We start from the raw sequence: 24,531 nt of genomic DNA on the forward strand, positions 1-24,531 counted from the left end.
GACGATTTTGATACCTCGAAATTTTACTGACTTTGCTACCGCATATCGGTGATCGCCTTCACCATCGCCCGCACGCCGACATCAAGCACTTTGTCACGCCGCAATACCAACCCAAGCGTGCGGATTAATGGCGGCGTCAAAGCTTGGACTGCGAAACGGTCACAATCCTGCGGACCGGCCACAGTGACAGATGGCAGGATCGACCGGCCAAGCCCGGCGGCGACGAGGTTCTTGATCGCCTCGACATTGCCCAGCTCCATCGCGGGACGTGGCTGGATGCCGCCGGCCATGAACCAGCCGTCGATCACCGCCCGCATGGTCCCGCCACGCTCGTAAAGGATCAACGTTTCATCCGCCAGCGCCGCCGGGGCGACGGCCGGCCTCAGTGGATCTCCATCGTCGCGGGGACCGACGCAGACCAGCTCTTCGTCACAGACCGCTTCGATCGACAGTCCAGGCCTGCCCGCCGGCAGCGTGACCAACGCCAGATCGAGCGTTCCACCCTCCACCGCATCCAGGATGTCAGGCGTGTTGCCGGTGACGACGATGATCTCCAGCCCGGGATGGGCGGTGCGCAGTGCCGTCAGGATCGGCGGCAGGCGATAGATGCAGGCGGTGGCACCGGTGCCGATGCGCACGCGCCCGACCTGCCCGGCACGGTGGCGGCCCATGGCGGCCGATGCCGCCTCCACTTCCTCGCGCAGGCGGCGGATGAAGGGCAGCAGGTCTCGCCCGGCGGCGGTCGGCAGGGCACGCTTGCCCACCCGCTCCACCAGCCGCACGCCGAAGCGCTCCTCCAGATTGCGGATCTGCATGCTGACCGCCGGCTGGGTCAGGCCGAGCCGCCCGGCCGCCTCGGTGAAGCCGCCATGCTCGACGACGGTGGCAAAGGTAATGAGCTGGTCGAGGTTCAGGCCGCGCATACCCATAGTTTTCCTTATGATTGGGATCAAATCAATAAATTTGCCTTTCCTTCGCCAGTCCGCGACGGTGTGCCCATGACGACCGCCGCCATCACCACTCCCGCCCCCGCGCCGCGCCCGATCTGGCTCGTGCTTCTGTGCGCCAGCCGCTTTGCCACATCGCTGTCATTCATGGTCTATGCCGGCGCGCTGGGGCCGGCGATGCAGGCCTGGGGCATGTCGGCGGGAGAGGCCGGCTCGATCCAGACCGCCTTCAACGTCGGTTATGCCTTGTCGCTGGTGGGCTCCTCCTGGTTCGCCGACAGCCTTGGAGCCAAGCGTGTCTTCCTATGGGCAAGCTGGGCGACGGCACTGACCGGGATCGCCTTCGCCTTCTTCGCCCGCTCGGCGGAAAGCGGGTTGCTGCTGTTCGCGCTGATGGGGCTGACCCAAGGCGGCACCTACGCCCCCTCCATCATGCTGGTGGCGCAGGGTGTACCGGCGGCGCGGCGCGGCGCGGCGGTGGGCTGGCTGTTGGCGGCCGGGTCACTCGGCTATTTCGCCTCCATCGCGCTCGCCGCCGGGCTGGCGGAGCGCATGGGCTACGAGGCCGCCTTCATCGCCTGCGGCCTGGGACCGCTGCTGGCGGCGCTGCTCGCCACGCCGGGGCTGCATGGCCGGCCCAATCTGGTTGCGGGCGGATCGACGCGGCGGCTGCGCGGCGCCTTCCGTTTCCTGGCCGACCGCCGTTCCTTCCTGCTGACCGCCGGCTACACAGCCCATTGCTGGGAGCTGCTCGGCATGTGGGCCTGGCTGCCCGCCTTCCTCAGCGCAAGTCTGGCTGGATCGGGTGGGGCCGGCGTGCGCGGTCTGTGGATCGCTGGGGCCATCCATCTCTCGGGCTTCCTGTCCTCGCTGCTGATGGGGCGCGCATCGGACCGGCTGGGCCGGCGACTGGTGCTGGTGGCGATGGGCGTGCTGGGAGCCGCCTGCTCCGTCTCCATCGGCTGGATGGACGGAATGCCGCTGGCGCTGGTGCTGGCGGTGGCGGCGCTTTACGGATTTTCCGCGCTTGGCGATTCACCCGTGCTGTCGACGGCGATGACCGAATCGGTCGAGCCGGGCAGCCTGGGGGCGGCACTCGCCGTGCGCTCCATCCTGGGTTTCGGCGCCGGCGGTGCAGCCCCTCTGGCGGTCGGTCTGGTGCTGGATCATGCCGGTGGGGCCGGCGGCTCCGGATGGGGATGGGGTTTCGCGCTTCTCGGCGTCGGCGGCGGGTTGGCGACCGTCTGCGCCCTTCTTCTTCCCGCCGACCGTCCTGACCGGAGCTGAAAATCATGGTTTCCACCGCTGGGTCCGCCATCACCGTGCGGGCGTCCGCCGATGCCGATATTCCCGCCATCACCGCGCTCTATGCCCGCCACGTGCTGCACGGCACCGCCTCCTTCGAGGAGGTTCCGCCGGACGAGGCGGAGATGGCCCGCCGCCGTGCCGACATCCTGGGACGCGGCCTGCCCTATCTGGTGGCGGAGTGCGACGGGCGGCTGGCCGGCTACGCCTATGCCGGTCCCTACCGCACCCGCAGCGCCTACCGTTTCACGCTGGAGAATTCCGTCTATGTCGCCGACGGCATGGGCCGGCGCGGCATCGGCCGGGCGCTGATGATCCCGCTGATCGAGATGTGCGAGGCGGCCGGCTACCGCCGGATGATCGCGGCGATCGGCGATAGCGCCAACCACGGTTCCATCGGCCTGCACAGCGCCTGTGGCTTCCGTCCCGTCGGCATCCTGCCGGCGGTCGGCTTCAAGTTCGGCCGCTGGCTGGACGGCGTGCTGATGGAACGCCCGCTTGGCGACGGCGGCGAAACCCCGCCGGTCGGCTGACCCGAATCATTTGGCCCGCATCATTCTCACCGGGATCAGTCCGCCCCAAGCAGCTCGTCCGGGCGCGGGCTTGGCGCCGTCGCCATCGGCACCGTCCGCGGCAACTCCACCGAGGGCAATTGCCAGTCCACCGGCACCGCCGATCCCGGCGTCGGCCGGTACTGGTCCAGCACCGCCAGCAGGGTCAGCAGCGTCAGGGCCAGCACCACCACCAGCAGCCGGCGGTCGACCCCGTCCATCAGGCCTTTCCCGTCATGTCCGGCCTTCTTGGGTCCGGCATTGTCGCGATCCAGCAGGGCCATGCTTCGTCCTTCCCCTCCTGTCGGCCTCGTCGTCAGGAACAAGCTTGATCGATGCGGCGGATCGTCACAATGCGGCTTTGCCACAGCCTGCCTTCGGCCGGGGCGAAGGCAGGCTGTCTTCCTCCCGCCTGTCAGCCCAGGTGGGGGGCGATCCCCAATGAAGCCAGTGGCATGCTGATGGTGACGCAGGTGCCCTGGCCCGGGGTGCTGTCGACGGACAGCCCGGCGTCAATCAGTTCGGCCTGCTCCCGCAGGCCAATCAGGCCGAAATGGTCGGAGGGGTTGGCCACGACGTCGAAGCCGCGCCCGTCGTCGCGGACGATCGTCACCAGTCCGCCCTCCCCGCCATTCGGGTCCATGCCGGACATCCGGTCCACGGCGACCTCGACATGGATCGTCGCCGCATCGGCATGGCGGACGGCGTTGCGCAACGCCTCCTCGATCATGCGGTAGAGGGTTTCGGCGGTCTGACCAGTCAACGCCTCCACCTCCGCCGCCACGGTAAGGACCAGCCGCGACGCCGTCCGGTCCTGAAGGAGCGAGACCAGACGGCGCAAAGCCGGCCCGAACCCGTCGTCGCGCACGGGGGAATAGCGCAACTGCGACACCGCGCTGCGGGCATGGACCAGCCCCTCCTGCGCCGCCGCCTCCGCGTGGCGGATTTCGGCGGGAAGGCGGGACGGGTCGGCCTCCGCCAGCCGGCGGATCAGGCGGATCTGGGTCAGCAGGCCCAGCAGGGTGTGGGCAACGGTGTCGTGCAGATCGCGAGAAATCCGCAGCCGCTCCCGCACCAGCGCCGCCGCCCGCGCCTCGTTGCTCAGCCGCTCGATCTCGCGCGTGCGCTCCGCCACGCGGGCGTCCAGCACCTCGTTGACGGCCGACAGATCGGCATTCGCCTGCTGCAAGGTGCCGATCAGCGAGGCGATGGACCGGCCGATCCGGCCGGCTTCGTCGCGGCTCCCGCCTTTCCCACCTGCCACGTCGTCACTGCCCGGCGCCTCGAACTGGGTTTTGCGGCCGGTCCGCAGATCGTCGGCCGCTGCGGCCACGGCGGCCAGCCGTCGCATGATCCGGCCGGTGACGAGGACGCTGACCAGCGTGGCGACCAGCCCGCCCAGCGCGATCGCGGCGAAGATCGACAGGGACGCCCGGTCGGCGGCGCGGAAGGCGAGCGCCGCCGGTTCGCGGACCATCACGCTCCACCCCAGGCCGGGAAAGTCGGCGAAGCCGGTGCTGCGTGCCAGGCCGGCCAGAAGCCCGCGGTCGACGCGGTGTGAGGTGCCGAACGGATAGGCCGACAGATCGATCTGGCTGCGGCGCGGCGTCTGCGGCGAGCCGAACAGCACGGTGCCGTCGATCCCCAGCAGCAGGATCTCGGCGCTGGGCCGGTCCCTCAGCGCGGCGAGCGTGCCCCGCTGCAAGGCTTCGATCCAGGACCAGCCCAGCGTGACCGCCAGCACGCCGCGGATGTTGCCGGCGCGGTCGAGGATCGGCGCCGACAGCTCGACGAAGCGGCGAGGTTCGCCGTTGCGCGTCGGCGGAAGCGCCTGGTCCAGCAGCAGCTCGTTCTGCACGTCGCCGATGTAGGGGCCGACAAAGGCGCCGGTATACCAGGGCCGGGAACCGACCGAGCGCCCGACCAGCAGCCCATCGGTGCCGGCGACCACCACGCCGTTCAGATCGACGATGCCGGCCCACTCCACCTCATTCAGCGCCGCCTTCAGGTCGGTCAGCGCCTGCTGGCGGTCGGGGCCGGACAGGTCGCCGTCGCGGAAGCCGACCAGCTTCGCCGATGCCGCGATCCAGTCGCGCCGCCCGGCCAGATTGGTGTCGATGGTGTCGATCAGCCGTTGCGCGTGGGTGGCGTAAAGCTGGCCGATCTCACGCTCCAGCGCTTCGCGCGCCTCGCGCATGGTCAGCAGCCCGACGACCAGCGCCACCGCCAGCGACACCAGGGCGATCGACCAGCCGACCGCCGCCGCCAGCCGCAGGCGGGGGTCCAACTCCCGCATAATCCGGACGAACACCGGCGGGGAAGACCTGGTCACAGTGACAGCCGACATGCCCACCTTCCGCCCCAATTCCTCTCGACACCACACCCAGCCCAGTCAATAAAGCGGATTGCTGCGGCTCCAAAGCAATTCCGCGCGTCCGATTTCCGGGAACCCAATGACCGTCATCCGCATCGTGATCGTCGAGGACCAGCAGTTGATCCGGCGCGCATTCGCCAGCCTGCTGTCGCTGGAGCCGGACATCGAGGTGGTCGGTCAGGCGGCCGACGGGATCGAGGCGGTGGAGATGTGCCGCCGCTTCCGCCCCGACGTCATTCTGATGGACATCCAGATGCCGCGGCTGGGCGGCATCGCCGCAACCACCCGCATCCTGGCCGAATTTCCCGGAACACAGGTGGTGATCCTGACCACCTTCGACACCGACGACCTCGTGTTCGGCGCGATCTCCGCCGGTGCCGCCGCCTATCTGCTGAAGGACGCGTCGGAAGCCGAGATCCTCGACACCATCCGCGGCGTCATGCGGGGAGAGTCGCGGATTTCCCCCAATGTCGCCCGCAAGCTCTTCGACGAACTGCGGCGGTCGCGGCCGGCCGATCCGCAGCGAGGCGACGCCCCCTGCGATCTCGCCGCGCTGACCGAGCGGGAACAGGCGATCCTCGACCTGATCGCCCAGGGCCAGAGCAACCGCCAGATCGCCGCCACGCTGTTCCTGGCCGAAGGCACGGTGAAGAACTACGTCAGCCGCATCATGGAGAAGCTGGGCGTCCAGTCGAGGACGGAACTGGCGGTCAAGGCGGTGCGGAGCGCAAGGCGCTGAGCCCCGATTGCACCGTTTCGCTGACAATTCGTTATAATGACTTTCGTCACCGCGGAAAGTGACGATCATCAGCTTTTAACAGATATCCCTTTCTCCATACTGCCCCGTCGATCAAAGCCCGTGGAAAACCGGGGAAACAAGGCAACAGGGAGGACAGAGACCATGATCACCGGGACCTTCACCGCCGCCATCGCACTCACAGCCTCAGTGGCCGCGTCGCTGCTGGCCCTTGGCGGACCGGCGCAGGCGGCCGATCCCGTCAAGCTGATCGACGTCATCGAGCTGTCCGGTCCGGGCGCCCCCGCCGGCACCAACTGGAAGAACGGCGTCGATCTGGCGGTGAAGGAGATCAACGCCAAGGGCGGCATTCTCGGCCGTCCGATCGCGGTGACCCATTACGACAGCCAGACCAATCCGGGCGCCACCCGCGCCGCCGTCCAGCGCGCGGTGGACGAGGACGCCTATGTCGTGCTCGGCCCGATCTTCTCCGGCCCGATCAGCGCGTCGATGCAGATCACCCAGCGGGCCGCCGTGCCGCAGATCGTCGGCGGCGAGGCATCGGCCTTCACCAAGCAGGGCAACCCCTACATCTTCCGCACCTCGCTGAACCAGGCCGACGCGATGCCGAAGCTGGCCAACTACCTGCGCGACGAGGTGAAGGCGAAGTCGGTCGCGGTGGTCTGGATCAACAACGACTTCGGCAAGGGCGGCCGCGACGCCATCATTCCCGAGCTTCAGAAGCGCGGGATCCAGGTCGCCGCCGACATCGCCACCGAATCCGGCCAGGCCGACTTCGCCGCCGATGCCATCAAGGTGAAGAACGCAAACGCCGACGCCGTCTTCGTCTATCTGAACGAGGAGGAAAGCGCCCGCTTCCTGCGCGCCGCGCGCCAGCAGGGCATCGCGAAGCCGATCATCGGCGAGACCACCCTGCTCGGCGCCAAGGTGATCGAGCTGGCGGGCGAAGCGGCCAACGGCGTCAAGGGCCATGTCGGGCTGCTGGTGGACGCGCCCAAGCCGGGCTTCGCCGCCTTCGGCAAGAAGTATCAGGATGCCTACGGATTCACCTCCGACCACAACGGCATCAAGGGCTACACGGCGGTCTACACGGTCAAGACCATCACCGAACGCGTCGGCAAGTTCGACCGCGAGGCCTTCGCCAAGACCCTGCACGGCGCCCGCATCGACGTGGCGCAGGAGCCGGGCATCCTGATCGACACCAAGTGGCTGGAGAACGGCGACGTCGACCGCGAGAGCTTCCTGGTCGAAGTGACCGACGGCAAGCCGGTGGTCAAGGCCACCCTGCCGATGATCAATCCGTAAGCCAGCATCCCTAAGGCGCGCGGGACGGCCCCCGGCTGGAGGGCCGTCCCCTTTTCGCCGCGCTCATTGTCCAGGAGGCTGACTTGGACCAGTTCCTTCAGCTCGTCGTCGCCGGTCTGGCGACGGGCGCCATCTATGCGCTGGCCGCCATCGGCTTCACCCTGGTCTGGCAGACCTCACAGACCATCAATTTCGCCCAGGGCGAATTCGTCATGCTGCCGGCCATCCTCGTTCTGGTCGGCACCCATGCCGGACTGCCGGTCTGGGCCGCCTTCGCGGTCGCCAGCGTCGCCTTCGTCCTGCTGTTCGGCTTCGGCTTCAAGCGCTTCCTGGTCGAGCCCATGCAGCGCCACGGCGTGCTGCCGCTGGCCATCGCCACGATGGCCCTGTCGGTTCTGGTGAAGGAGGCGGCCAAGAACGGCTTCTCCGCCGAGGCCCAGCCCTTCCCCTCGCTGGTTCCCGACGGCATGCTGTCCGTGCTGGGGGCGGCGATCTCCGCCCGCGACCTCGCCATCGTCGTCGTGGCGGTGGTCGCCATCGTCGGGCTCCAGCTGTTCATCACCCGCACCCGCACCGGCCGCACCATGCAGGCCACGGCGCAGAACCCGACGGTCGCCCGCATCCTCGGCATCCCGGTGGAGCGGATGATCCTGCTCACCTTCCTCATCAACGCGGTGCTGGCGCTGGTCGCCTCCTATCTCGTCTCGCCGGTCTATCTGGCGAAATTCTCCAACGGCGAGAGCATCGGGCTGGCCGCCTTCATCGCCGCCATCGTCGGCGGCTTCAACCAGATCCGCGGCGCGCTGGCCGGCGGCTTCCTGATCGGGCTGATCGACAACCTGACCGCCGCCTACGTGTCGAGCGCCTACCGCACGGCGGTGCCGCTGGTGGTGCTGGTCGTCGTCATCCTGGTCAAGCCGGAAGGGCTGCTGGGCCGCAAGGAGGAGCGCACGGTATGATCCGCCGCTTCGACCCCACCCTGCTGATCCTGCTGGTCGCCTTCCCGATCCTGTGGGTCCTGCCGTCCGGGCTGAAAAGCTACGGGCTCTACGTCGTCTCGCTGTGGCTGGTCATGTCGATCGCCGCGATGGGGCTGAACCTGACGCTGGGCTATGCCGGCCTCACCTCGCTGGCGCAGGGCGCCTTCCTCGGCATCGGCGCCTATGCCACCGCCATCCTGACCACCAAGGCCGGCTGGCCGTTGCCGGCGGCCTTCCTCGCCTCCAGCGGGCTGTCCTTCGCGGTCGGCGTGCTGCTGGGTTTCCCGGCCTTGCGGGTGAGGCACCATTACCTCGCCTTCGTCACGCTGGCCTTCACCGTCGTCGTCTTCCTGATCGCGCGGAACGAGCAATGGCTGACCGGCGGCGTCTTCGGCATCGCCAACATCCCCCGCCCGGTGCTGTTCGGCAGCGACCTGGGTGCGGCCCTGCCCTTCTACCGCCTGCTGCTCTGCGTCACGCTGGTGCTGGCGCTGGCGATGTGGTGGCTGCTGAAATCGCCGTGGGGACGTGCCTTCCTGGCTCTGCGCGAGAATCCGCTGCGTGCCGCCAGCCTGGGGGTGGACATCCGCGCCTACACCCTGCTGGCCTTCGCCATCGGGTCCGCCTATGGCGGCGCCGCCGGTTCGCTCTACGCGCCGCTGGTGGAGTTCATCGACCCGGCGCCCTTCGCCCTGTCCGCCTCCTTCGTCCTGCTGCTGACGGTGGTGGCCGGCGGCGCCGGGTCCTTCTTCGGCCCCTTCGTCGGCGCCTTCTTCTCCTACATGTTGCCGGAGCTGCTGCGGGCGACCGGCGGCTGGTACCTCATCATCTACGCCGCCGTGGTGCTGGTGATCGTCATGATCAGCCCGACCGGCCTGCTCGGCCTGATAGAGCGCTGGCGCGACCACCGCTCGCAGGCGAAGGCCGCGGCGGCCCGCGCCGCCGCCGCGCCGACACTGGGCACCGCCGCCGGCGGGACCGACAGCCTCGGGAAAGGGGCGACCCAATGACTCATGTTCTCGACGTCAGCGGCCTCAAGAAGCATTTCGGCGGAGTCAAGGCGGTGGACGGCGTGTCCTTCACTGTCGAGGAGGGCGAGATCCTCGGCCTGATCGGCCCCAACGGCTGCGGCAAATCCACCCTGTTCAACTGCATCCTCGGCCAGCTGACGCCGACGGAGGGCGAGGTGAAGCTGGACGGCCGCGTCGTCACCGGCCTCTACCCGGCGCAGCTGAACCGGCTGGGCGTCTCCCGCACCTTCCAGCTTCTCCAGGTCTTTCCCAACCTGTCGGTGCGGGAGAACCTGATCCTGGCGGGGCAGGAGCACAAGGGCAGCATGATCGGCCGCCTGTTCGGCGCCCGCGATGCCGGGCTGACCGCCGAGGCCGACCGGATGATCGCCTTCTTCAAGCTGGAGCATCTGGCCGACCAGAAGGCCGGCGGCCTGTCCTACGGCCAGCAGAAACTGCTCGACGCCGCGATGGCCTTCATGGCCGGACCGCGGCTGGTCCTGCTCGACGAGCCGGCGGGGGGCGTGAACCTGACGATGCTGGCGAACCTGAAGGAGCGCTTGCAGACCATCAACCGGGAGCTGGGCGCCACCTTCGTGGTGATCGAACACAACATGGATTTCGTGATGAGCCTGTGTTCGCGCGTGGTGGTGATGGCGGAAGGCAAGGTGCTGGCCGAAGGCTCGCCCGCGGCCATCCGCAGCGACCCGGCGGTGATCGAAGCCTATCTGGGCCATTGAGGGAGACGCCGACCATGAGCCCTGCCATAACCCTTGCGGACCAGCCGATCCTGACCCTGTCCGGCGTGGTTGCCGGCTATGGCCAGATGACCATCCTGAACGGCACCGCCTTCTCGGTGCCGCGCGGCTCGATCACCACGGTCATCGGCCCGAATGGCGCCGGCAAATCGACCGTCTTCAAGACCATCTTCGGCCTGCTGCCGGCGCGGGAGGGAAAAATCCTCTTCGACGGGCGCGACATCACCAACCGGACGCCGCGCGACCTGCTGGAAGCCGGCATCTGCTACATTCCCCAGGGCCGCAACATCTTCCCCGAGCTGTCGGTCCGCCACAACATCGAACTCGGCGCCGTCGCCGCCGGGCGCGGCATCACCGACATGCCGCGGCGGATCGAAGCGGCGCTGGACCGCTTCCCCGTGCTGCGCCTGAAGGCCGGCCAGCAGGCCTCCACCCTGTCGGGCGGACAGCAGAAGCAGTTGGAGATCGTCCGCGGCCTGCTGCTGGATCCCAAACTGATCCTGATCGACGAGCCCTCGATCGGCCTGTCGCCGGCGATGGTGGCGGAGACCTTCCAGATCCTGCTGGAACAGCGGGCCAGGGGCGTCTCGGTGCTGATGATCGAACAGAACGCCCGCTCGGCGCTGGCGATGTCGGACTATGGACTGGTCCTCGAACTGGGCCAGACCCGCATGTTCGACAGCGCGGCGGCAATCCTGTCCGACCCGCGCGTCGGACAGCTGTTCCTCGGCGGCAGCCTGGAAAAGACCACCGCACCCTGAGCGCCGGGTTCCGCCGCCGACCACCGTATATGGACGCTCCTTCCGGCACCCGGACACCCAGGTCCGGGCATTGGATTTTCTGCGGGAATGCGTCCATGATCACACAATCTATGACCCGGACCATCTTGGCGGGCGGCATCCTCTTCGCCGTCCTGTCCTTCGCCGTCCACGAATCCGGTTTGGCCGACATCCGGTTCCATCCGGCATCGCATCAGCCCGGTGATGCGTCGGAAATCGCCCAGCCCCTCCCCACCAACGGGAAACTGTCGGCCCGGGCCTTCGACCAGGCCCATCAGACGCTTCGCCCGGACGGCACCCGGCAGTCGCCGATGGCGTGGCCCTGATCGCACGCTGACCGGCAGCGCACCTCCCTTCCAGCCCGCTCCCAACCATCCGTCCGGGCGATAAGACGCATCGGCAGGAAAGATTTTACGCCTGACGAACTGATTTGTAGGCTGACGGTATGACGGTCGCACAACAAGACGACCGCGGAACTCCAAGAACGGCGTTTCCGCCGCTTGCCAACAACAATTGAGTTCGACCGCCATGGCCGCTGCTGCCGGCCATGCGCGGGACCGCGTCCTTGGGAGGGTGCAAGATGTCCGATGCCGTGGTGCGGGTGGTGCCGTCGCGCGCCGCCACCGCGCAATCCGTATCCTTGATTCTGCCGGTCATCCTGCCGGTTATGGCGGCGGTTCTCGTCGCTCCGGTCATTCCCGACATCAGCCGGGCCTTCGCCGCAGAGCCGAACGCCGGACTGCTTGTTCCGGTCGCCATCACGATCCCGGCGCTGATGCTGGCCCTGTTCTCGCCGCTCGCCGGGTGGCTGGCCGACCGGTTCGGGCGCAAGCGCCTGCTGGTCGCCGCCCTGCTGGTCTATGCGGTGTGCGGCGTGGCGCCGATCTGGCTCGACCATCTGCCGGCGATCATCCTGGCCCGCGCGCTGCTCGGGATTTGCGAGGCGGCGGTGATGACCTGCTCGACCACGCTGATCTGCGATCACAATCAGGGCCGCGAGCGCGAGCGCTGGCTGGCGATGCAGTCGGTGGTGGCCTCCCTGTCGGCGATTCCGCTGATCGCCGTGGGTGGCCTGCTCGGCGAACAGGGCTGGCGCACGCCCTTCGCGATCTACGGACTGGCGGCCTTCCTCGCGCCGGTCATCCTGTTCCTGGTGGAAGAGGCGCCGAAGGAGCTTCACAAAACGGTGGAGACCGCGTCCGCCCTTCCCTGGCGGCGCTTCGCCACAGTCAGCCTGCTGGTGCTGACGGCAAGCCTGCTGTTCTACATCGTGCCGATCCAGATGGGCTTTCTCCTGGCGATCCAGGGCATCGCCTCGCCTCAGATGATCGGGCTGGCGACCGCCACCGGCAGTCTCGCCATCCCCGTCGGCGCCCTGCTGTTCCGCCGCCTGTCGCGCAAATCCACGCCGCTGATGGCCGGGCTGGCCTTCGCCGGCATGGGGCTGGGGCTGCTGGTGATGGCGATGGCCGGCGATTTTCCAAGCATCGTCGCCGGTGCGGTCCTGCACGGCTTCGGCTGGGGCATCGCGCTGCCGCTGCTGCTGACGGTGGCGATGGCCGGACTGCCCTTCGATCTGCGCGGACGCGGCACCGGGCTGTTCATGGGGGCGGTGTTCATCGGCCAGTTCCTCAGCCCGCTGGGCGTGGCCGCCGTCGACCGTCTGGCGGGCGGACTGCTTCCCGCGATCGAGATCTTCGCCGTCTGCGGCCTTCTGCTTGCCGCGACCGCCACGCTGACCCTGCGCGGCACCCAGACAGGGCAGTAACAAGAGACCGGCCAACACCACGAAAAGCCGGACCGAACCGCCTCCGATCCAGAGGGGCGGCAAAAACCCGAACATTCAAAAAATGACAGGAAGGGAACGATGACTGTAATGGCGTACTCTCGCGAAAGCCGCGTTTCCGGTGGAGTTTCATCATTGGCCATCGCCGTGGCCGTGGCGGGATGGCTGGGCCTCGCAACCAGCCCCGCCGAGGCGACGGAAGGGGGAACTTCGCAGTATATCGGCGGTTCGGCGCAGTTCTACGGCGCCGGCATTCCGCCCTTTCCCGGCACCTATATATTGTCGCAGACGAACTTTTACGCGGCCAACCGCCTGAATGACGGCAATGGCAACAAGATCCCCATCGATTTTTCGCTGAAGACCTATTCCAACACCTTCCGTCTCCTGCATGTCAGCGACCTCAAGCTGGCAGGGGCGGACGTCTGGGGGCAGCTGGTGCTTCCCGTCGTCCATGGTGATCTCAGCATCATGGGCCGTGGCGACACCCAGACCTCCATCGCCGACGTGACCGGCACGGCCGGACTGGTCTGGCACATGGACGGCCATTCCCTGGTCGTCGGCCTGGACATCGCCGCCCCCACCGGCCGTTACAAGAAGGAGAACATGTTCAACATCGGGGCCAACCACTGGGCGATCCAGCCCGTGGTGGGCTACAAGTATTTCGACCCGCAAGGGCTGGATCTCTCCCTGGTGCCCCGCGTCGTTTTCAACACCAAGAACACGGCGACCGACTACACGTCCGGCAACGAGCTGTATGTCGATTACGCGGTCGGCTGGAATTTCGGCCCGACCAAGGTCGGTTTGGTCGGCTACGCCTATCAGCAGCTCACCGACGACAAGGGACGCGGCGTCGGTTCCGATGGCAACAAGGGCAAGGCCTTCGCCATCGGCCCGTCGCTGACCTACAGCTTCAGTCCCGGACTGCATGTCAGCGGATCCTGGCAGCGCGATCTGGTGGCCGAACATCGGACCCAGGGCAATAACCTGTGGGTCAATGTGGGCTTCAAGCTCTGACGGTCCCAACAAGGAAGCATCGTCATGACATCGCAGCATGAAGGGGCTGGCGGAAGCCCGCTGTTCCGCCTGGACGGTCGGGTAATGGTCGTCACCGGCGCCGGCCGGGGCATCGGGCTGGCGGTGGCGGAGCAGGCGGCGCTCGCCGGGGCGGCGGTCGTGCTGTCCAGCGAGGATGCGGCGGCCTGCGAAACCGCGGCGGCCGGGCTGCGCGACCGGGGCCTGACGGCTCTGGCCGTGGCCTGCGACGTCCGCCGGCCGGAACAGCTGTCCGCCCTGCTGTCGGCCACGCTCGACCGCTTCGGCCGCCTCGACAGCCTGGTCGCCAATGCCGGCGTCACGCTGGAGGAGGGGCCGAGCGCCCGGGTGTCGGACGATGCCTACCGGACCATGATGACGATCAACCTGGACTCCACCGTCCGGCTCTGCACGCTCGCCGCTCCCCTCATGGCGGAGCGCGGCGGTGGGTCCATCATCGTCATGTCCAGCCTCGCCGGGCTGCGCGGCAACCGCAATCTCGGCGTCTATGCGCTGACCAAGGCGGCCAACGCGCAGCTCGCCCGCAATCTGGCGGTTGAATGGGGGGCGGCGAACATCCGCGCCAACGCCGTCGCCCCCGGCCTGATCGACACCGCCTTCGCCGGGCCGCTGAAGGAGAAACCCGAGGCGCTGCGCCGCCGGCTCGACCGCACGCCGCTCGGCCGCATGGGACGGCCGGAGGAGGTGGCCGGCGCCGTCCTGTTCCTCGCCAGCCCGGCGGGCGCCTTCGTCACCGGGCAGACGCTCGTCGTCGACGGCGGTACGCTGATCGCCGATTGACCCACAGCCACCCAAAGGACCAGCCATGTTCCAACTGCGCACCTACACGCTCGCCAGCGCCGAGGCGGCGGACCGCTACCTGTCCGTCCATTGGCCGCGCCATCTCGACAGCCTGCCCGCCTTCGGCATCACCGTCCATGGCGTCTGGCGGTCGGTCGATCCCGACGCGCCGGCCCGTGTCTTCGCCCTGGTCTCCTTCGCGCCAGGGGCCGACATCGCCGCGGTGAACGCCGCCTATATGCAAAGCGACGCCTTCCGCGCCGACATGGATGGCTTCGACATCAGCGCCATCCGTGGCGTCGAGGCGCAGCTGCTCGCCACTCTGCCCGGCCTCCCGCCGCTCTGATCCGGCTGGGCCGATGCATCGTGGACGACGAGCCTTCGCCGACGATGCATCGGTCCCACCGATGCAAGACATCGCAACAGACCATTGGTCAGCGCTTCGGCCAATGTGCAGTATGAAATAACAGTCCGGCCAACGAACGATCTTCACCGACCTTTCCGACCGCCGCTTCCCGAATTCATCCCTGCTGATCCGTGCGCCGCCGCGCGCCACGCCCCCGGCTTGCCCGGACGGCGCCCCGGTTCCGGATCCCGCAAGGGCGCACGCCATCTGATCAAGAGGCTTCCATCATGGCCATCGTCGGCATCGATACCGTCCTGTATGGGGTCGAGGATCTCGATCTCAGCACCCGCTTCTTCGAGGATTTCGGCCTTCCGCTGCTGTCGCGCAGCGCGGAGGAGAGCGTCTTCCGCCTCGATGAGGGCTCCACCGTCCTGCTGCGCCCCTACGGCCATCCCAGCGTTCCGAAGGGAACCTACCAGGGCTATGGCGTCAAGGAGACCATCTGGGGCGTCGACAGCCAGGAGAGCTTCGACCGGCTGGTCCGCGACATCGGCAGCGACCGCGAGGTGACGGTTGGGCCGGACGGGGCGGCGCGCTTCCGCACCGACTGCGACCTGCCGGTCGGCCTGCGGGTCTTCAACCGCAAGAAGGTGGTCTACGCCCCCGATCCGCTGAACGCGCCGGGCCATGTCGGCCGCCTGAACCAGCACCGCAAATGGAAGCGGCGCGCCCGGCCGAAGACGCTGAACCATGTCGTCTTCGCGGTGGAGGATTACTGGAAGAGCTTCGCCTTCTTCCGCGACCGGCTGAAGTTCCGCCTGTCCGACCACCAGAAGCAGGTCGGCATCTACAGCCGCTGCGACGGCGCCAACGACCACCACAACATGTTCCTGGCCGATTGCAAGCTGCCGGGCATGCCGGGCCACCCCGCCTTCCACCACTGCAATTTCGGCGTCGAGGACATCGACGAGGTGATGGTCGGCTCCAACTACATGACGCGCCAGGGCTGGAAGCACGGCTTCCTCGGCACCGGCCGCCACCGCATCGCCTCGGCCCTGTTCTGCTACCTGCTGTGCCCGGCGGGCGGCGAGGCCGAATACGGCGCCGACAGCGACTATCTCGACGACAACTGGATCCCGCGCGAGTGGGAGTTCCGCTTCGGCACCGCGACCTGGATGCACTCCATGCCGCATTTCATGCAGGAAGAGGTGCCGTGGGACGTCGAGTTCTACAAGGAGTTCCTGCCGCCGCGGAAATGACGCGGCAACAGGCGAAGCAAGAACCGGGAAAACACGGATTGGGAAGGACCGGCGGCCGATCCGCCGGCCTTCGGAGGGAACGAGCAGCATGAAACCTGTCGAAAAGATCCTGGTGGTGGGCGGCGGCATCGGCGGACTGGGCGCCGCCATCGCGCTGCGCCGCCGCGGCTTCGCCGTCGATCTGGTGGAGGTGAAGCCGGACTGGACGGTCTACGGCGTCGGCATCATCGTGCAATGCAACGTGGTGCGGGCCATCGCCCAGCTCGGCATCCTCGACCGCTTCCTCGATTCCGCCTTCAGCTTCGACAATGTCAGCATCTACCGCACCGACGGCGGGCGCCTCGCCACCATTCCGGGGCACCGGCTGGCCGGTCCCGATTATCCGGCCAATGTCGGCGTGTCGCGCCGCGCCCTGCACAATGTGCTGGTGGCGTCGGCGGCCGAGCTGGGCGCCTCGCTGCGTCTCGGTGTCACCGTCGAAACGCTGAAGGATGATGGGGACGGGGTGGATGTCCTGTTCACCGATGGCCGGCTCGAGCGCTACGATCTGGTGATCGGCGCCGATGGGCTGTTCTCCAAGATCCGTGGCCTGTTGTGGGGCGACGCGGTGCGGCCACGCTTCACCGGCCAGTCGGTCTGGCGCTACAATTTCCGCCGCCGGCCGGAGGTCGACCACCTGATGTCCTTCACCGGGCCGGAGGCGAATGCCGGGCTGGTGCCGCTGGCCGACGACCTGATGTACATGTATGTGACCTCGGTCGAACCGGGCAATCCGCGCATGGAGACGGCGCAGCTGCCCGCTCTGATGCGCGAGCGGCTGGCCGGCTTCGGCGGCCTCATCGGTGAGCTGCGCGAGGAGATCACCGACCCCGAAGGCGTCGTCTACAAGCCGCTGGAGGTGGTCTTCACCCCGGAGCCGTGGCATCGCGGCCGTGTCGTGCTGATCGGCGACGCCGCCCACGCCACCACCCCGCATCTGGGCCAGGGCGCCGGCATGGCGATCGAGGATGTGCTGGTGCTGGCCGAGGAGCTGGAGCGCGGCGGGCCACTGGAGCGGGTCTTCACCGCCTACATGGACCGCCGCCTGCCGCGCTGCAAATACATTGCCGAGACCTCCATCCAGATCGGCGAGTGGGAGATGAACAAGGTCGACATCGACCGCTCCCCCATCGTCCGGCAGATGCTGGAACTGACCGCCCAGCCGATCTGATCCCCCCTTCCGACCGGCAGGAGGCCGGATGTCATGAAACTTGCCAGCTTGAAGAACGGGCGGCGCGACGGCCGGCTGGTCGTGGTGTCCCGCGACCTGACCCGCGCCATTGATGCCGCTCCCATCGCCGCCACCTTGCAGGACGCCGTCGAACGCTGGGCGGACTGCGAGGAGCCGCTGCGTACGCTGGCCGCCGAACTGGAGGCCGGAACGGCGGACGGCGCCTTCGCCTTCGATCCGGCGCAGGCCCATGCGCCACTGCCGCGCGGCTACCAGTGGGTCGACGGATCGGCCTTCCTCAACCATGGCCGGCTGTTGCAGCTTGCCTACAAACTGCCGCCGATCGAAGACGCCGCCACCATCCCCCTGATGTATCAGGGCGCCTCCGACGATTTCCTCGGCCCGCATGACGATCTGCCGCTGCCCGACGAGGCGCTGGGCATCGATTTCGAGGGCGAGTTCGCGGTGATGACCGACGATGTGCCGATGGGCTGCACCGCCGCCGAGGCCGCCGGCCATGTGAAGCTGGTTCTGCAACTGAACGACGTCAGCCTGCGCGCCCTCGGCCCGCGCGAGATGAAGACCGGCTTCGGCTTCCTCCAGACCAAGCCGTCGACCTCCTTCGCGCCGGTGGCGGTGACCCCGGACGAGCTTGGCCGGGCCTGGAGCGACGGACGGGTCCATCTGCCGCTGCGGGTGGACTGGAACGGCGACTGGTTCGGCCATCCCAACGGCGGCGGGATGAATTTCAGCTTCTTCGAGCTGATCGCCCATGCCGCCCGCACCCGTCGGCTGCATGCCGGAACCATCGTCGGCTCCGGCACGGTGTCGAGCGCCGAGCCCGGCGCCGGATCGGCCTGCATCGCCGAGCGCCGCGCCATCGAGACCATCGAGCATGGCGCGCCGCGCACCGGCTTCCTGCGCTTCGGCGACCGGGTGCGGATGGAGGCCAGAGGCGACGACGGCGGCCCGCTGTTCGGCGCAATCGACCAGCGTGTCGTCGCCGCCGCAGCTTCGCGGCAGGGGACTGCGCGATGAGGGTTCTCGTCACCGGTGCGGGCGGTTTCGTCGGACGGCGGCTGGTCGCCCGGCTGCTCGAAGAGGAAGCCTTGGGTGCGCTGGTCGAGCGGATCGACCTGATCGACCTGAGCTTCGACGGGCTGCCGGAGGATGCCCGGCTGCGCCGCCATCGCGGCAGCTTCGGTGACGGGGAAATGCTGGAGGCGGCACTCGCGGATGGTGGTGGGGACGTCGTCTTCCACCTCGCCAGTCTGGCTGGAGGAGCGGCGGAGGCCGATTACGAGGCGGGCCGGCGGGTCAATCTGGACGCGACGTTGGCCCTGTTCGACAGGCTGGGCCGCCGCTCCGCCGGTGGACAAGCCGCTCCGGTCGTCGTTTTCGCCAGCAGCATCGCCGTCTATGGCGCGCCGCTGACGTCGCCGGTGGATGACCGGACCCTGCCGCGCCCGGTGCTGAGCTACGGCACGCACAAGCTGGCGGCGGAGCTGGTGTTGCAGGATCTCAGCCGCATCGGCCGCATCGACGGCCGCGCGCTGCGGCTGCCCGGCATCGTCGCCCGGCCGCGCACCGCCTCCGCCGGCCTGCGCTCCGCCTTCATGAGCGAGCTGATGTGGGCCGCCGCCGCGGGAGACTCCTATGTCTGCCCGGTATCGCCCCAGGCGGTCGCCTGGTGGATGTCGGCGGACTGCTGCGTCGACAATCTGCTGCATGCCGCGCGGCTCGACCATGACGCAGTGGAAGCACAGCGCGTCTGGCCGCTGCCGGTCCTGCGCCTGACCATCGCGGAGGTGGTGGAGGCGCTGGCCCGCCGCTTCGGCGCCAGCTGCCGCGACCGCATCGCCTATGCCCCCGACGCCGGGCTGGAGGCCGTCTTCGGCAGCTTCCCGCCGCTGCTGGCGACGGCGGCGGAACGGCTGGGATTTCGCCATGACGGATCGGCCGACGCGCTGGTCCGCAACGCGATGAAATGATCAAGAAAGGGATGGGTTATGTTCCGTTACTTCCCGACCAACTATGTCTGGAACCTGTCGGTCGATCTGGCGCTGGAGATGGGCGCCAAGATCGGCGAGATCGAGGAGATGTGCGCGCCGCTGCTCGACGTGTCGAAGCAGGGTGACGACGCCGGCACCCGCCTGTTCATGCAGTCCTGGGTCGCCATGGCCGACAAGCTCTGCGAACTGGCGGCGGAGGACGAGGCGCAGGGCCGGCTGCTGTCGGCCGGCGACAAGCTGAACCGCGCCGCCAGCTACCTGATCACCGCCGAGCGGATGCAGGGGTATGGCAGCGACGGCCGCGCCGCCCTCTATGCCCGCTTCCAGGAGGTGTTCCGCAAGGGCGTCCGGCTGGCAAAGGAGAATTGCGAGCGGGTCGAGATCCCCTATGGCGACGCTCACATCGCCGGCCTCCATGTCCGGGCCGAGGGCGTTGAGGGGCCGGCGCCGATCCTGGTGCAGGTCAACGGCCTCGACAGCACCAAGGAGATGAAATACCGCGTCGGTCTGCCGCGCATGCTGGCCAAGCGCGGCATCGCCTCCCTGATCATCGACCAGCCCGGCACCGGCGAAGCGTTGCGCTTGCACGGCATGACCGCCCGCTACGACAGCGAGGTGTGGGCAAGCAAGGTCGTCGACTGGCTGGAGGGCCGGGCCGACGTCGATCCCAAGCGCATCGGGCTGGAGGGCGTGTCGCTCGGCGGCTATTACTGCCCGCGCGCCGTCGCCTTCGAGCCGCGCTTCGCCATGGGCGTGGTGTGGGGCGCCAACCACAATTGGGGCGAGGTTCAGAAGCGCCGGCTGGCCCGCGAGGGCGAACGCCCGGTGCCGCATTACTGGGACCATGTCCGCTGGGTCTGGGGCGCCAAGAACATGGACGAATTCATGACGATCGCCGAGAAGGTGACGCTGGACGGCGTGCTCGACCGCATCCGCGTGCCCTTCCTCGTCACCCATGGCGAGGCCGACAAGCAGATCCCGCTGGAATACGCCCACCGCAGCTATGAACAGCTGGTCAACAGCCCGAAGCGTGACCTGAAGATCTTCACCCCGCGCGAGGGCGGCATCCAGCACAGCAGCTTCGACAACAGCGACAACGCCGCCAACTACATCGCCGACTGGGTGGCCGAGACCCTCGGCGGCCGAACCGCCTGAACCGGGAGCATGCCGTGAGCCAGGAAGACACAGCCTATCGGGGCCGCCGCATCGTCACCGGCCATGATGCCGCCGGCGCCTCCATCGCGCTGGCGGTGGAAGCGCCGCCGCACAGCCGGACCCTGCCGGGCGCGCACTTCTACGAGATCTGGGGCACCGGCCGCAGCCCGGCGCCGATCACCTCGGTCGAGGCGGAGGAACCGACCAGCGACCGCCCGGCCATCCACCCCAGGGAAGGCGGCAGCGCCATCCGCATCATCGACTTCCTCCCCGCTGGCGGCGGCGGGGTGCGCAGCCCGATGCACCGCACCAGCACGGTGGATTACGGCATCGTGCTGGAAGGCGAGATGGTGCTGATCCTGACCGACAGCGAGGTCGCGCTGAAGGCCGGCGACGTGGTGGTCCAGCGCGGCACGGACCATGCGTGGGAGAACCGCTCCGACCGCATCGCCCGCATGGCCTTCGTGCTGCTGCACGGGGAGTTCAGCGAGGAGCTGCGCGCGAAGCTGCCCGACCTGTACCTCATGCCGTGATCGGGCGCGCCGGCCGGATCAGCAGTCCGGATCAGCCGTCCGGCCGCTCGGCGCAGGAGGCGAGCAGGTCGCGCATCCAGCGGTTGGCCGGGTCCCTGTCCTGATACTGGTGCCATTGCAGATGCTCGGCCAGCCTGGGCATCGGCAACGGCAGCGGCACCAGACGGATCGGCAGGAAGCGGGCCTGCCGGTCGGCCAGGCGGCGATGGGCGGTGACCACCCGCTCGGTGCCGATCACCAGCTGGATCGCAGAGTTGAAATCGTACGTTACCACCTCCAGCCGGCGGGCGCGGCCGCCGTTGGAGACGAACCACTCCTCGAAGGAGGGCATGCGCTTGGTGTTGCCGAACCGGGTGGTGATGTGGCCGAGCGCCAGATACTCCTCCTCGGTCAGGCTGTCGCCGACCAGTTCGTTGTCCGTCCAGACGACGCAGACGTAATCGTCCTCGAACAGCTGGCGGGAGGGATGGTCCGGCGACAGGTAGGGGTGCGGCATGATCAGGAAATCGGCCTCGCCGCGCTCCAGCAGGTCGGTCGGCTGGGCATATTGCGACAGGAACTCGCAGGTGATGCCGGGGGCGAGCTTCGCCAGCCGGGTTACGGTGGGCACGCCCAGCACCGCCAGCACATAGTCCGACGCAATGATGCGGAAATGGCGCTTGGCGGTGGCGGGATCGAAGTCCAGCCGGGTTTCCAGTGTCGCCTGGATGTCCAGCAGGATGGTGCGGATGCGGGGGCGTAGAAGCTCCGCCAGCGGGGTCGGCACCATCTTGCGGCGGACCGACACCAGCAGCTCATCGCCGAAATAGTCACGCAGTCGGGCCAGCGCGCCGCTCATCGCCGACTGGCTGAGATGCAGCCGTTCGCCGGCACGCGTGATGCTCTGTTCCTCCAGCAGGGCGTCGAGGGCAACCAGCAGATTCAGGTCCAGGCGGTTGAAATGCATGCGGTCACTGCCGGCGCTATCGATAGGAAACAGATCATCTGTATCGCCGATTGTCATGATCGTGACAATCGATTTCTCAAATGGAATCGGGTGGTTAACACTCAGCACACCACCTGTGGGGAGGAACAGCCATGGCACGACGCCTGATCGATCTTTCCATTTATCTTGAAAACGATGTCTTTTCCGATCCTCCGGGTCTGCGCCCGACGATCGAATACGAGACCCACGACGAGTCCGTCACGACCTTCGAGCGGCTGATCCCCGGCCTGAAGGGAGAGGATCTGCCGGACGGCAAGGCGGCGGCGGCGGAATGGGTGCGGCTGACCACCCACAACGGCACGCATCTCGACGCGCCCTACCATTTCCATCCGACGATGGACGCCAAGCTGGGCGAGCCCCGCCGCTCGATCACCATCGACGAGGTGCCGCTGGACTGGTGTTTCCAACCCGGCGTGAAGCTGGATTTCCGCCACCTGCCCGATGGCCATGTCGTCACCGCGGCGGAGGTGGAGGCCGAACTGGCCCGCATCGGCCATGCGCTGCAACCGCTGGAGATCGTGCTGGTCAACACCCGCGCCGGCTCGCGCTACGGCCATGACGACTTCATCAACGCCGGCTGCGGCATGGGCTATGACGCGACGATGTATCTTCTCGAACGCGGCGTGCGGGTGACCGGGACCGATGGCTGGAGCTGGGACGCCCCCTTCTCCTACACCGCGAAGAAATATGTCGAGACCGGCGACAAGAGCCTGATCTGGGAGGGGCACAAGGCCGGACGCGACATCGGCTATTGCCATCTGGAAAAGCTGCACAACCTCGAAACCCTGCCCGCCGACGGCTTCCTGGTTTCCTGCTTCCCCCACAAGATCCGCGGTGCGTCAGCCGGCTGGACCCGCGCGGTCGCCATCATCGGGGAGTGAGCCACATCGCGGGAGGCGGCGGCGCCCTCCCCTTGCATCGCCCACCATTCTGGGCTCTGCTGGGAACGAGGTTTCCGGCTTTTGCGGGAAACGGCGCCGTCACCGTCATCAGGCCCTCCGATGCGTATCGTGTTCCGCTGTGATCCTGTGCTTTCCGACCATTTGCCCCGCCCTGTCCCGGCCCGCGGCATTCTGCCGGACTGGCTGCGTTCCATGCCCGCGAAGGCGCATTCGGAAATCCATGGCCGGGAGATCCGCACGGTCAAACAGTGCCCGCCTTTCGTCGACGCCATGTCGCACGGTTTCATGATCCTGCTGCCGTGCGACGTGACCGTTCGCGATGGCGCCTTCTCCTGGGATTGGGACATCCCGGAGCCGTCAACCGAAGGCCATCCGCGCTCGCCGCTCAGCTTCCACGTCACGGAGCAGCTTGCCGGAGCGCCCTTTTCCAACGGGCTGGCGGCGGTGAAGTTCAACAGCTTCTGGACGATCGAGCTGGAAGCGGGCTGGTCCCTGTTCGCCACCCATCCGGTCAACCGCCACGAGCTTCCGTTCAGGCTGGTGACCGGCGTCGTCGATTCCGATCGCTTCACCGATGCGGGGATCAATTTCCCGGCGATCTGGTCCGATCCCGATTTCTCCGGCGTCCTGCCCAAGGGCACACCGATCGCACAGTGTTTTCCGGTGCCCCGGGCAGCCCCCGATCTGGTGTACGAACCGTTCGACGAGGCGCACAAGGCGGCCTACCAGCAAACGGTGACAGAGGTGCTCGCTGGCCCCGGCGTCTACCGCAAACGCTTCCGCGCCAAGCGCCGCCATACGCCGGCGCACACCGTCTGACCATAATCGGGTGTCAGGATTTGAGCATCCGCTTCAATGCCTCGCGGTCGAGCCACAGCTGGCCCTGCGGTGCCGAGGTCAAGGACATGGCGATCACGCCGAAGGTTTCGGGCTGCGCGCCATAGGCGGTCCGATAGGCGGCAACGGCACCATCAATGTCGTGCATGTCCTGAAGCACGATGCCCAGATTCACCGCCGCCTGGGCGTTGTCGGGTTGCAGGTCGAGCACCTTGCGGTAGGCCTCGGCCGCGCCGGACAAATCCCGCAAATCCTGCTTAACAAGGGCAAGGTCGAACCAGAGCGAGGCCGTCCGGGCGGTCGCCGGGACGGCTTCCAGCGCGGTGGCCGCATCACGCAGCAAGCCGTCTTCAAACAGCAGCCGGCCGAGGCGCGCGGCGGCCTCCGGCAAGGCGGGATTGGTGTGGTTCACCACCCGCCAAGCCTCGGCCGCCCGGCTCCGGTCGCCGGCGGCATCCAAGGTGCGGGCCTGTTCAATCAGGATTTCGAGGCTGGGGGAGACTGCGGCGGCACGACCGAGGTGACGCATGGCCCGGTCGAACGCGCCGCTGGACCGCGCGATGCGGCCTGCCAGCAAGTGAGCGGGCGCGTTGTCGGCCCTCGCCGCCAGACTGGCCTGGATATGGATGTCCGCCCTGGCCGCGTCGCCCTTGGCGAACAGAACCGCCGCGAACAGGTGGTTGAGGACCGGATCGTTCCGGCTCCGCCGCAGGCCGGTCTCGCACAGGGATACCGCCTGCTCCAAGCGTCCGGCATTGAATTCAGCCACGATCTGCCGCACCAGATCTTCGGTCGTCGCGACGCGCATGCCTCGTCCGCCTTTATCCTTGCCGCTTCGGAAGCCGGCCGGTGCAGCAGTCTTAGGGGCAGACAAATGGGCGCGCCAGACAAATTTCCGGCGTCCCGT

Annotated in this window: 26 protein-coding genes; 21 read left to right on the forward strand and 5 right to left on the reverse strand. The window is 67.9% G+C overall.

Features of this window, described 5'->3' with window-relative positions; all coding sequences use genetic code 11:
- Nucleotides 1–35 precede the first annotated feature (35 nt).
- Entirely contained in the window at nucleotides 36–923 is an 888-nt protein-coding gene (locus tag E6C72_RS14340) for a LysR family transcriptional regulator (RefSeq protein ID WP_109443890.1), read from the reverse strand.
- Nucleotides 924–998: 75 nt separating this feature from the next.
- Here E6C72_RS14340 and E6C72_RS14345 point away from each other — a divergent pair, with 75 nt between their 5' ends.
- Both E6C72_RS14345 and E6C72_RS14350 read left to right on the forward strand, forming a co-directional pair.
- Nucleotides 999–2,234 carry an MFS transporter gene (locus E6C72_RS14345; RefSeq protein ID WP_109443891.1) on the forward strand — a complete coding sequence of 412 codons (1,236 nt, stop codon included), beginning with the start codon at nucleotides 999–1,001 and terminating at the stop codon, nucleotides 2,232–2,234.
- A gap of 5 nt (nucleotides 2,235–2,239) precedes the next feature.
- Complete coding sequence (locus E6C72_RS14350) at nucleotides 2,240–2,785, forward strand: GNAT family N-acetyltransferase (protein ID WP_109443892.1); 546 nt, start codon at nucleotides 2,240–2,242, stop codon at nucleotides 2,783–2,785.
- Nucleotides 2,786–2,820: 35 nt separating this feature from the next.
- On the opposite strand, the gene E6C72_RS14355 is transcribed toward E6C72_RS14350, so the two are convergent.
- Nucleotides 2,821–3,087: a hypothetical protein gene (locus tag E6C72_RS14355; RefSeq protein ID WP_109443893.1), complete on the reverse strand. Its 267-nt coding sequence runs from the start codon at nucleotides 3,085–3,087 to the stop codon at nucleotides 2,821–2,823.
- Nucleotides 3,088–3,218: 131 nt separating this feature from the next.
- Nucleotides 3,219–5,090, reverse strand: coding sequence for a histidine kinase (locus tag E6C72_RS14360; protein ID WP_158280232.1), 1,872 nt, complete (start codon nucleotides 5,088–5,090; stop codon nucleotides 3,219–3,221).
- A gap of 166 nt (nucleotides 5,091–5,256) precedes the next feature.
- On the opposite strand from E6C72_RS14360, the gene E6C72_RS14365 reads away from it, so the two are divergent.
- The 17 genes from E6C72_RS14365 to E6C72_RS14445 all read left to right on the forward strand — a co-directional run bounded on the left by E6C72_RS14365 (nucleotide 5,257) and on the right by E6C72_RS14445 (nucleotide 20,900).
- On the forward strand, nucleotides 5,257–5,916 hold the full coding sequence (locus E6C72_RS14365; protein WP_109443895.1) for a response regulator transcription factor: 660 nt from the start codon (nucleotides 5,257–5,259) through the stop codon (nucleotides 5,914–5,916).
- Between the two features lie 162 nt (nucleotides 5,917–6,078).
- Nucleotides 6,079–7,239: an ABC transporter substrate-binding protein gene (locus E6C72_RS14370; protein ID WP_109443896.1), complete on the forward strand. Its 1,161-nt coding sequence runs from the start codon at nucleotides 6,079–6,081 to the stop codon at nucleotides 7,237–7,239.
- An 83-nt stretch (nucleotides 7,240–7,322) separates the two neighbouring features.
- Nucleotides 7,323–8,198: a branched-chain amino acid ABC transporter permease gene (locus E6C72_RS14375; protein ID WP_109443897.1), complete on the forward strand. Its 876-nt coding sequence runs from the start codon at nucleotides 7,323–7,325 to the stop codon at nucleotides 8,196–8,198.
- A complete protein-coding gene (locus E6C72_RS14380) occupies nucleotides 8,195–9,229 on the forward strand; it encodes a branched-chain amino acid ABC transporter permease (RefSeq protein ID WP_109443898.1) in 1,035 nt (344 codons plus the stop codon). The genes E6C72_RS14375 and E6C72_RS14380 overlap by 4 nt, the downstream gene beginning before the upstream one ends.
- Nucleotides 9,226–9,969, forward strand: coding sequence for an ABC transporter ATP-binding protein (locus tag E6C72_RS14385; protein WP_109443899.1), 744 nt, complete (start codon nucleotides 9,226–9,228; stop codon nucleotides 9,967–9,969). The genes E6C72_RS14380 and E6C72_RS14385 overlap by 4 nt, the downstream gene beginning before the upstream one ends.
- A gap of 14 nt (nucleotides 9,970–9,983) precedes the next feature.
- Complete coding sequence (locus E6C72_RS14390; protein ID WP_109443900.1) at nucleotides 9,984–10,748, forward strand: ABC transporter ATP-binding protein; 765 nt, start codon at nucleotides 9,984–9,986, stop codon at nucleotides 10,746–10,748.
- Nucleotides 10,749–10,858: 110 nt separating this feature from the next.
- Nucleotides 10,859–11,092, forward strand: a complete 234-nt coding sequence (locus E6C72_RS14395) for a hypothetical protein (RefSeq protein WP_109443901.1) — start codon at nucleotides 10,859–10,861, stop codon at nucleotides 11,090–11,092.
- 254 nt (nucleotides 11,093–11,346) lie between these two features.
- Nucleotides 11,347–12,534 carry an MFS transporter gene (locus E6C72_RS14400; RefSeq protein ID WP_169055206.1) on the forward strand — a complete coding sequence of 396 codons (1,188 nt, stop codon included), beginning with the start codon at nucleotides 11,347–11,349 and terminating at the stop codon, nucleotides 12,532–12,534.
- 153 nt (nucleotides 12,535–12,687) lie between these two features.
- A complete protein-coding gene (locus tag E6C72_RS14405) occupies nucleotides 12,688–13,566 on the forward strand; it encodes a transporter (protein ID WP_158280216.1) in 879 nt (292 codons plus the stop codon).
- Between the two features lie 24 nt (nucleotides 13,567–13,590).
- Complete coding sequence (locus E6C72_RS14410; protein ID WP_109443353.1) at nucleotides 13,591–14,385, forward strand: SDR family NAD(P)-dependent oxidoreductase; 795 nt, start codon at nucleotides 13,591–13,593, stop codon at nucleotides 14,383–14,385.
- A gap of 25 nt (nucleotides 14,386–14,410) precedes the next feature.
- A complete protein-coding gene (locus E6C72_RS14415) occupies nucleotides 14,411–14,731 on the forward strand; it encodes an NIPSNAP family protein (RefSeq protein WP_109443354.1) in 321 nt (106 codons plus the stop codon).
- 287 nt (nucleotides 14,732–15,018) lie between these two features.
- Nucleotides 15,019–15,990, forward strand: coding sequence for a VOC family protein (locus E6C72_RS14420; protein WP_108548096.1), 972 nt, complete (start codon nucleotides 15,019–15,021; stop codon nucleotides 15,988–15,990).
- An 88-nt stretch (nucleotides 15,991–16,078) separates the two neighbouring features.
- Nucleotides 16,079–17,200 carry an FAD-dependent oxidoreductase gene (locus E6C72_RS14425; RefSeq protein ID WP_109443355.1) on the forward strand — a complete coding sequence of 374 codons (1,122 nt, stop codon included), beginning with the start codon at nucleotides 16,079–16,081 and terminating at the stop codon, nucleotides 17,198–17,200.
- A 33-nt stretch (nucleotides 17,201–17,233) separates the two neighbouring features.
- Entirely contained in the window at nucleotides 17,234–18,238 is a 1,005-nt protein-coding gene (locus tag E6C72_RS14430) for a fumarylacetoacetate hydrolase family protein (RefSeq protein WP_109443356.1), read from the forward strand.
- Nucleotides 18,235–19,191, forward strand: coding sequence for an NAD-dependent epimerase/dehydratase family protein (locus tag E6C72_RS14435; protein WP_109443357.1), 957 nt, complete (start codon nucleotides 18,235–18,237; stop codon nucleotides 19,189–19,191). Before E6C72_RS14430 ends, E6C72_RS14435 begins: the two co-directional genes overlap by 4 nt.
- 18 nt (nucleotides 19,192–19,209) lie before the next feature.
- Nucleotides 19,210–20,367, forward strand: a complete 1,158-nt coding sequence (locus tag E6C72_RS14440) for a S9 family peptidase (protein WP_109443358.1) — start codon at nucleotides 19,210–19,212, stop codon at nucleotides 20,365–20,367.
- A gap of 14 nt (nucleotides 20,368–20,381) precedes the next feature.
- Nucleotides 20,382–20,900: a cupin domain-containing protein gene (locus E6C72_RS14445; RefSeq protein ID WP_109443359.1), complete on the forward strand. Its 519-nt coding sequence runs from the start codon at nucleotides 20,382–20,384 to the stop codon at nucleotides 20,898–20,900.
- Nucleotides 20,901–20,931: 31 nt separating this feature from the next.
- On the opposite strand, the gene E6C72_RS14450 is transcribed toward E6C72_RS14445, so the two are convergent.
- Nucleotides 20,932–21,846, reverse strand: a complete 915-nt coding sequence (locus tag E6C72_RS14450; protein WP_109443360.1) for a LysR family transcriptional regulator — start codon at nucleotides 21,844–21,846, stop codon at nucleotides 20,932–20,934.
- 131 nt (nucleotides 21,847–21,977) lie between these two features.
- Here E6C72_RS14450 and E6C72_RS14455 point away from each other — a divergent pair, with 131 nt between their 5' ends.
- Both E6C72_RS14455 and E6C72_RS14460 read left to right on the forward strand, forming a co-directional pair.
- Complete coding sequence (locus tag E6C72_RS14455; RefSeq protein ID WP_109443361.1) at nucleotides 21,978–22,766, forward strand: cyclase family protein; 789 nt, start codon at nucleotides 21,978–21,980, stop codon at nucleotides 22,764–22,766.
- A gap of 81 nt (nucleotides 22,767–22,847) precedes the next feature.
- Nucleotides 22,848–23,606 (forward strand): hypothetical protein, encoded by a 759-nt coding sequence (locus tag E6C72_RS14460; protein ID WP_247875981.1) that lies wholly within the window; start codon nucleotides 22,848–22,850, stop codon nucleotides 23,604–23,606.
- A gap of 13 nt (nucleotides 23,607–23,619) precedes the next feature.
- Here E6C72_RS14460 and E6C72_RS14465 read toward each other — a convergent pair whose 3' ends face one another.
- A complete protein-coding gene (locus tag E6C72_RS14465) occupies nucleotides 23,620–24,432 on the reverse strand; it encodes a tetratricopeptide repeat protein (RefSeq protein WP_109443363.1) in 813 nt (270 codons plus the stop codon).
- Nucleotides 24,433–24,531: the final 99 nt, after the last annotated feature.

Origin of the sequence: Azospirillum sp. TSH100, assembly GCF_004923295.1 — a bacterium.
Lineage (GTDB): Bacteria > Pseudomonadota > Alphaproteobacteria > Azospirillales > Azospirillaceae > Azospirillum.

Coding starts and splice junctions, on each gene's coding strand:
- E6C72_RS14465 (WP_109443363.1), bottom strand. CDS start 24,432: ATGCGCGTCGCGACGACCGAAGATCTGGTGCGGCAGATCGTGGCTGAA.
- E6C72_RS14355 (WP_109443893.1), bottom strand. CDS start 3,087: ATGGCCCTGCTGGATCGCGACAATGCCGGACCCAAGAAGGCCGGACAT.
- E6C72_RS14440 (WP_109443358.1), top strand. CDS start 19,210: ATGTTCCGTTACTTCCCGACCAACTATGTCTGGAACCTGTCGGTCGAT.
- E6C72_RS14450 (WP_109443360.1), bottom strand. CDS start 21,846: ATGCATTTCAACCGCCTGGACCTGAATCTGCTGGTTGCCCTCGACGCC.
- E6C72_RS14410 (WP_109443353.1), top strand. CDS start 13,591: ATGACATCGCAGCATGAAGGGGCTGGCGGAAGCCCGCTGTTCCGCCTG.
- E6C72_RS14340 (WP_109443890.1), bottom strand. CDS start 923: ATGCGCGGCCTGAACCTCGACCAGCTCATTACCTTTGCCACCGTCGTC.
- E6C72_RS14415 (WP_109443354.1), top strand. CDS start 14,411: ATGTTCCAACTGCGCACCTACACGCTCGCCAGCGCCGAGGCGGCGGAC.
- E6C72_RS14345 (WP_109443891.1), top strand. CDS start 999: ATGACGACCGCCGCCATCACCACTCCCGCCCCCGCGCCGCGCCCGATC.
- E6C72_RS14420 (WP_108548096.1), top strand. CDS start 15,019: ATGGCCATCGTCGGCATCGATACCGTCCTGTATGGGGTCGAGGATCTC.
- E6C72_RS14385 (WP_109443899.1), top strand. CDS start 9,226: ATGACTCATGTTCTCGACGTCAGCGGCCTCAAGAAGCATTTCGGCGGA.
- E6C72_RS14455 (WP_109443361.1), top strand. CDS start 21,978: ATGGCACGACGCCTGATCGATCTTTCCATTTATCTTGAAAACGATGTC.
- E6C72_RS14430 (WP_109443356.1), top strand. CDS start 17,234: ATGAAACTTGCCAGCTTGAAGAACGGGCGGCGCGACGGCCGGCTGGTC.
- E6C72_RS14395 (WP_109443901.1), top strand. CDS start 10,859: ATGACCCGGACCATCTTGGCGGGCGGCATCCTCTTCGCCGTCCTGTCC.
- E6C72_RS14425 (WP_109443355.1), top strand. CDS start 16,079: ATGAAACCTGTCGAAAAGATCCTGGTGGTGGGCGGCGGCATCGGCGGA.
- E6C72_RS14365 (WP_109443895.1), top strand. CDS start 5,257: ATGACCGTCATCCGCATCGTGATCGTCGAGGACCAGCAGTTGATCCGG.
- E6C72_RS14370 (WP_109443896.1), top strand. CDS start 6,079: ATGATCACCGGGACCTTCACCGCCGCCATCGCACTCACAGCCTCAGTG.
- E6C72_RS14350 (WP_109443892.1), top strand. CDS start 2,240: ATGGTTTCCACCGCTGGGTCCGCCATCACCGTGCGGGCGTCCGCCGAT.
- E6C72_RS14380 (WP_109443898.1), top strand. CDS start 8,195: ATGATCCGCCGCTTCGACCCCACCCTGCTGATCCTGCTGGTCGCCTTC.
- E6C72_RS14400 (WP_169055206.1), top strand. CDS start 11,347: ATGTCCGATGCCGTGGTGCGGGTGGTGCCGTCGCGCGCCGCCACCGCG.
- E6C72_RS14435 (WP_109443357.1), top strand. CDS start 18,235: ATGAGGGTTCTCGTCACCGGTGCGGGCGGTTTCGTCGGACGGCGGCTG.
- E6C72_RS14390 (WP_109443900.1), top strand. CDS start 9,984: ATGAGCCCTGCCATAACCCTTGCGGACCAGCCGATCCTGACCCTGTCC.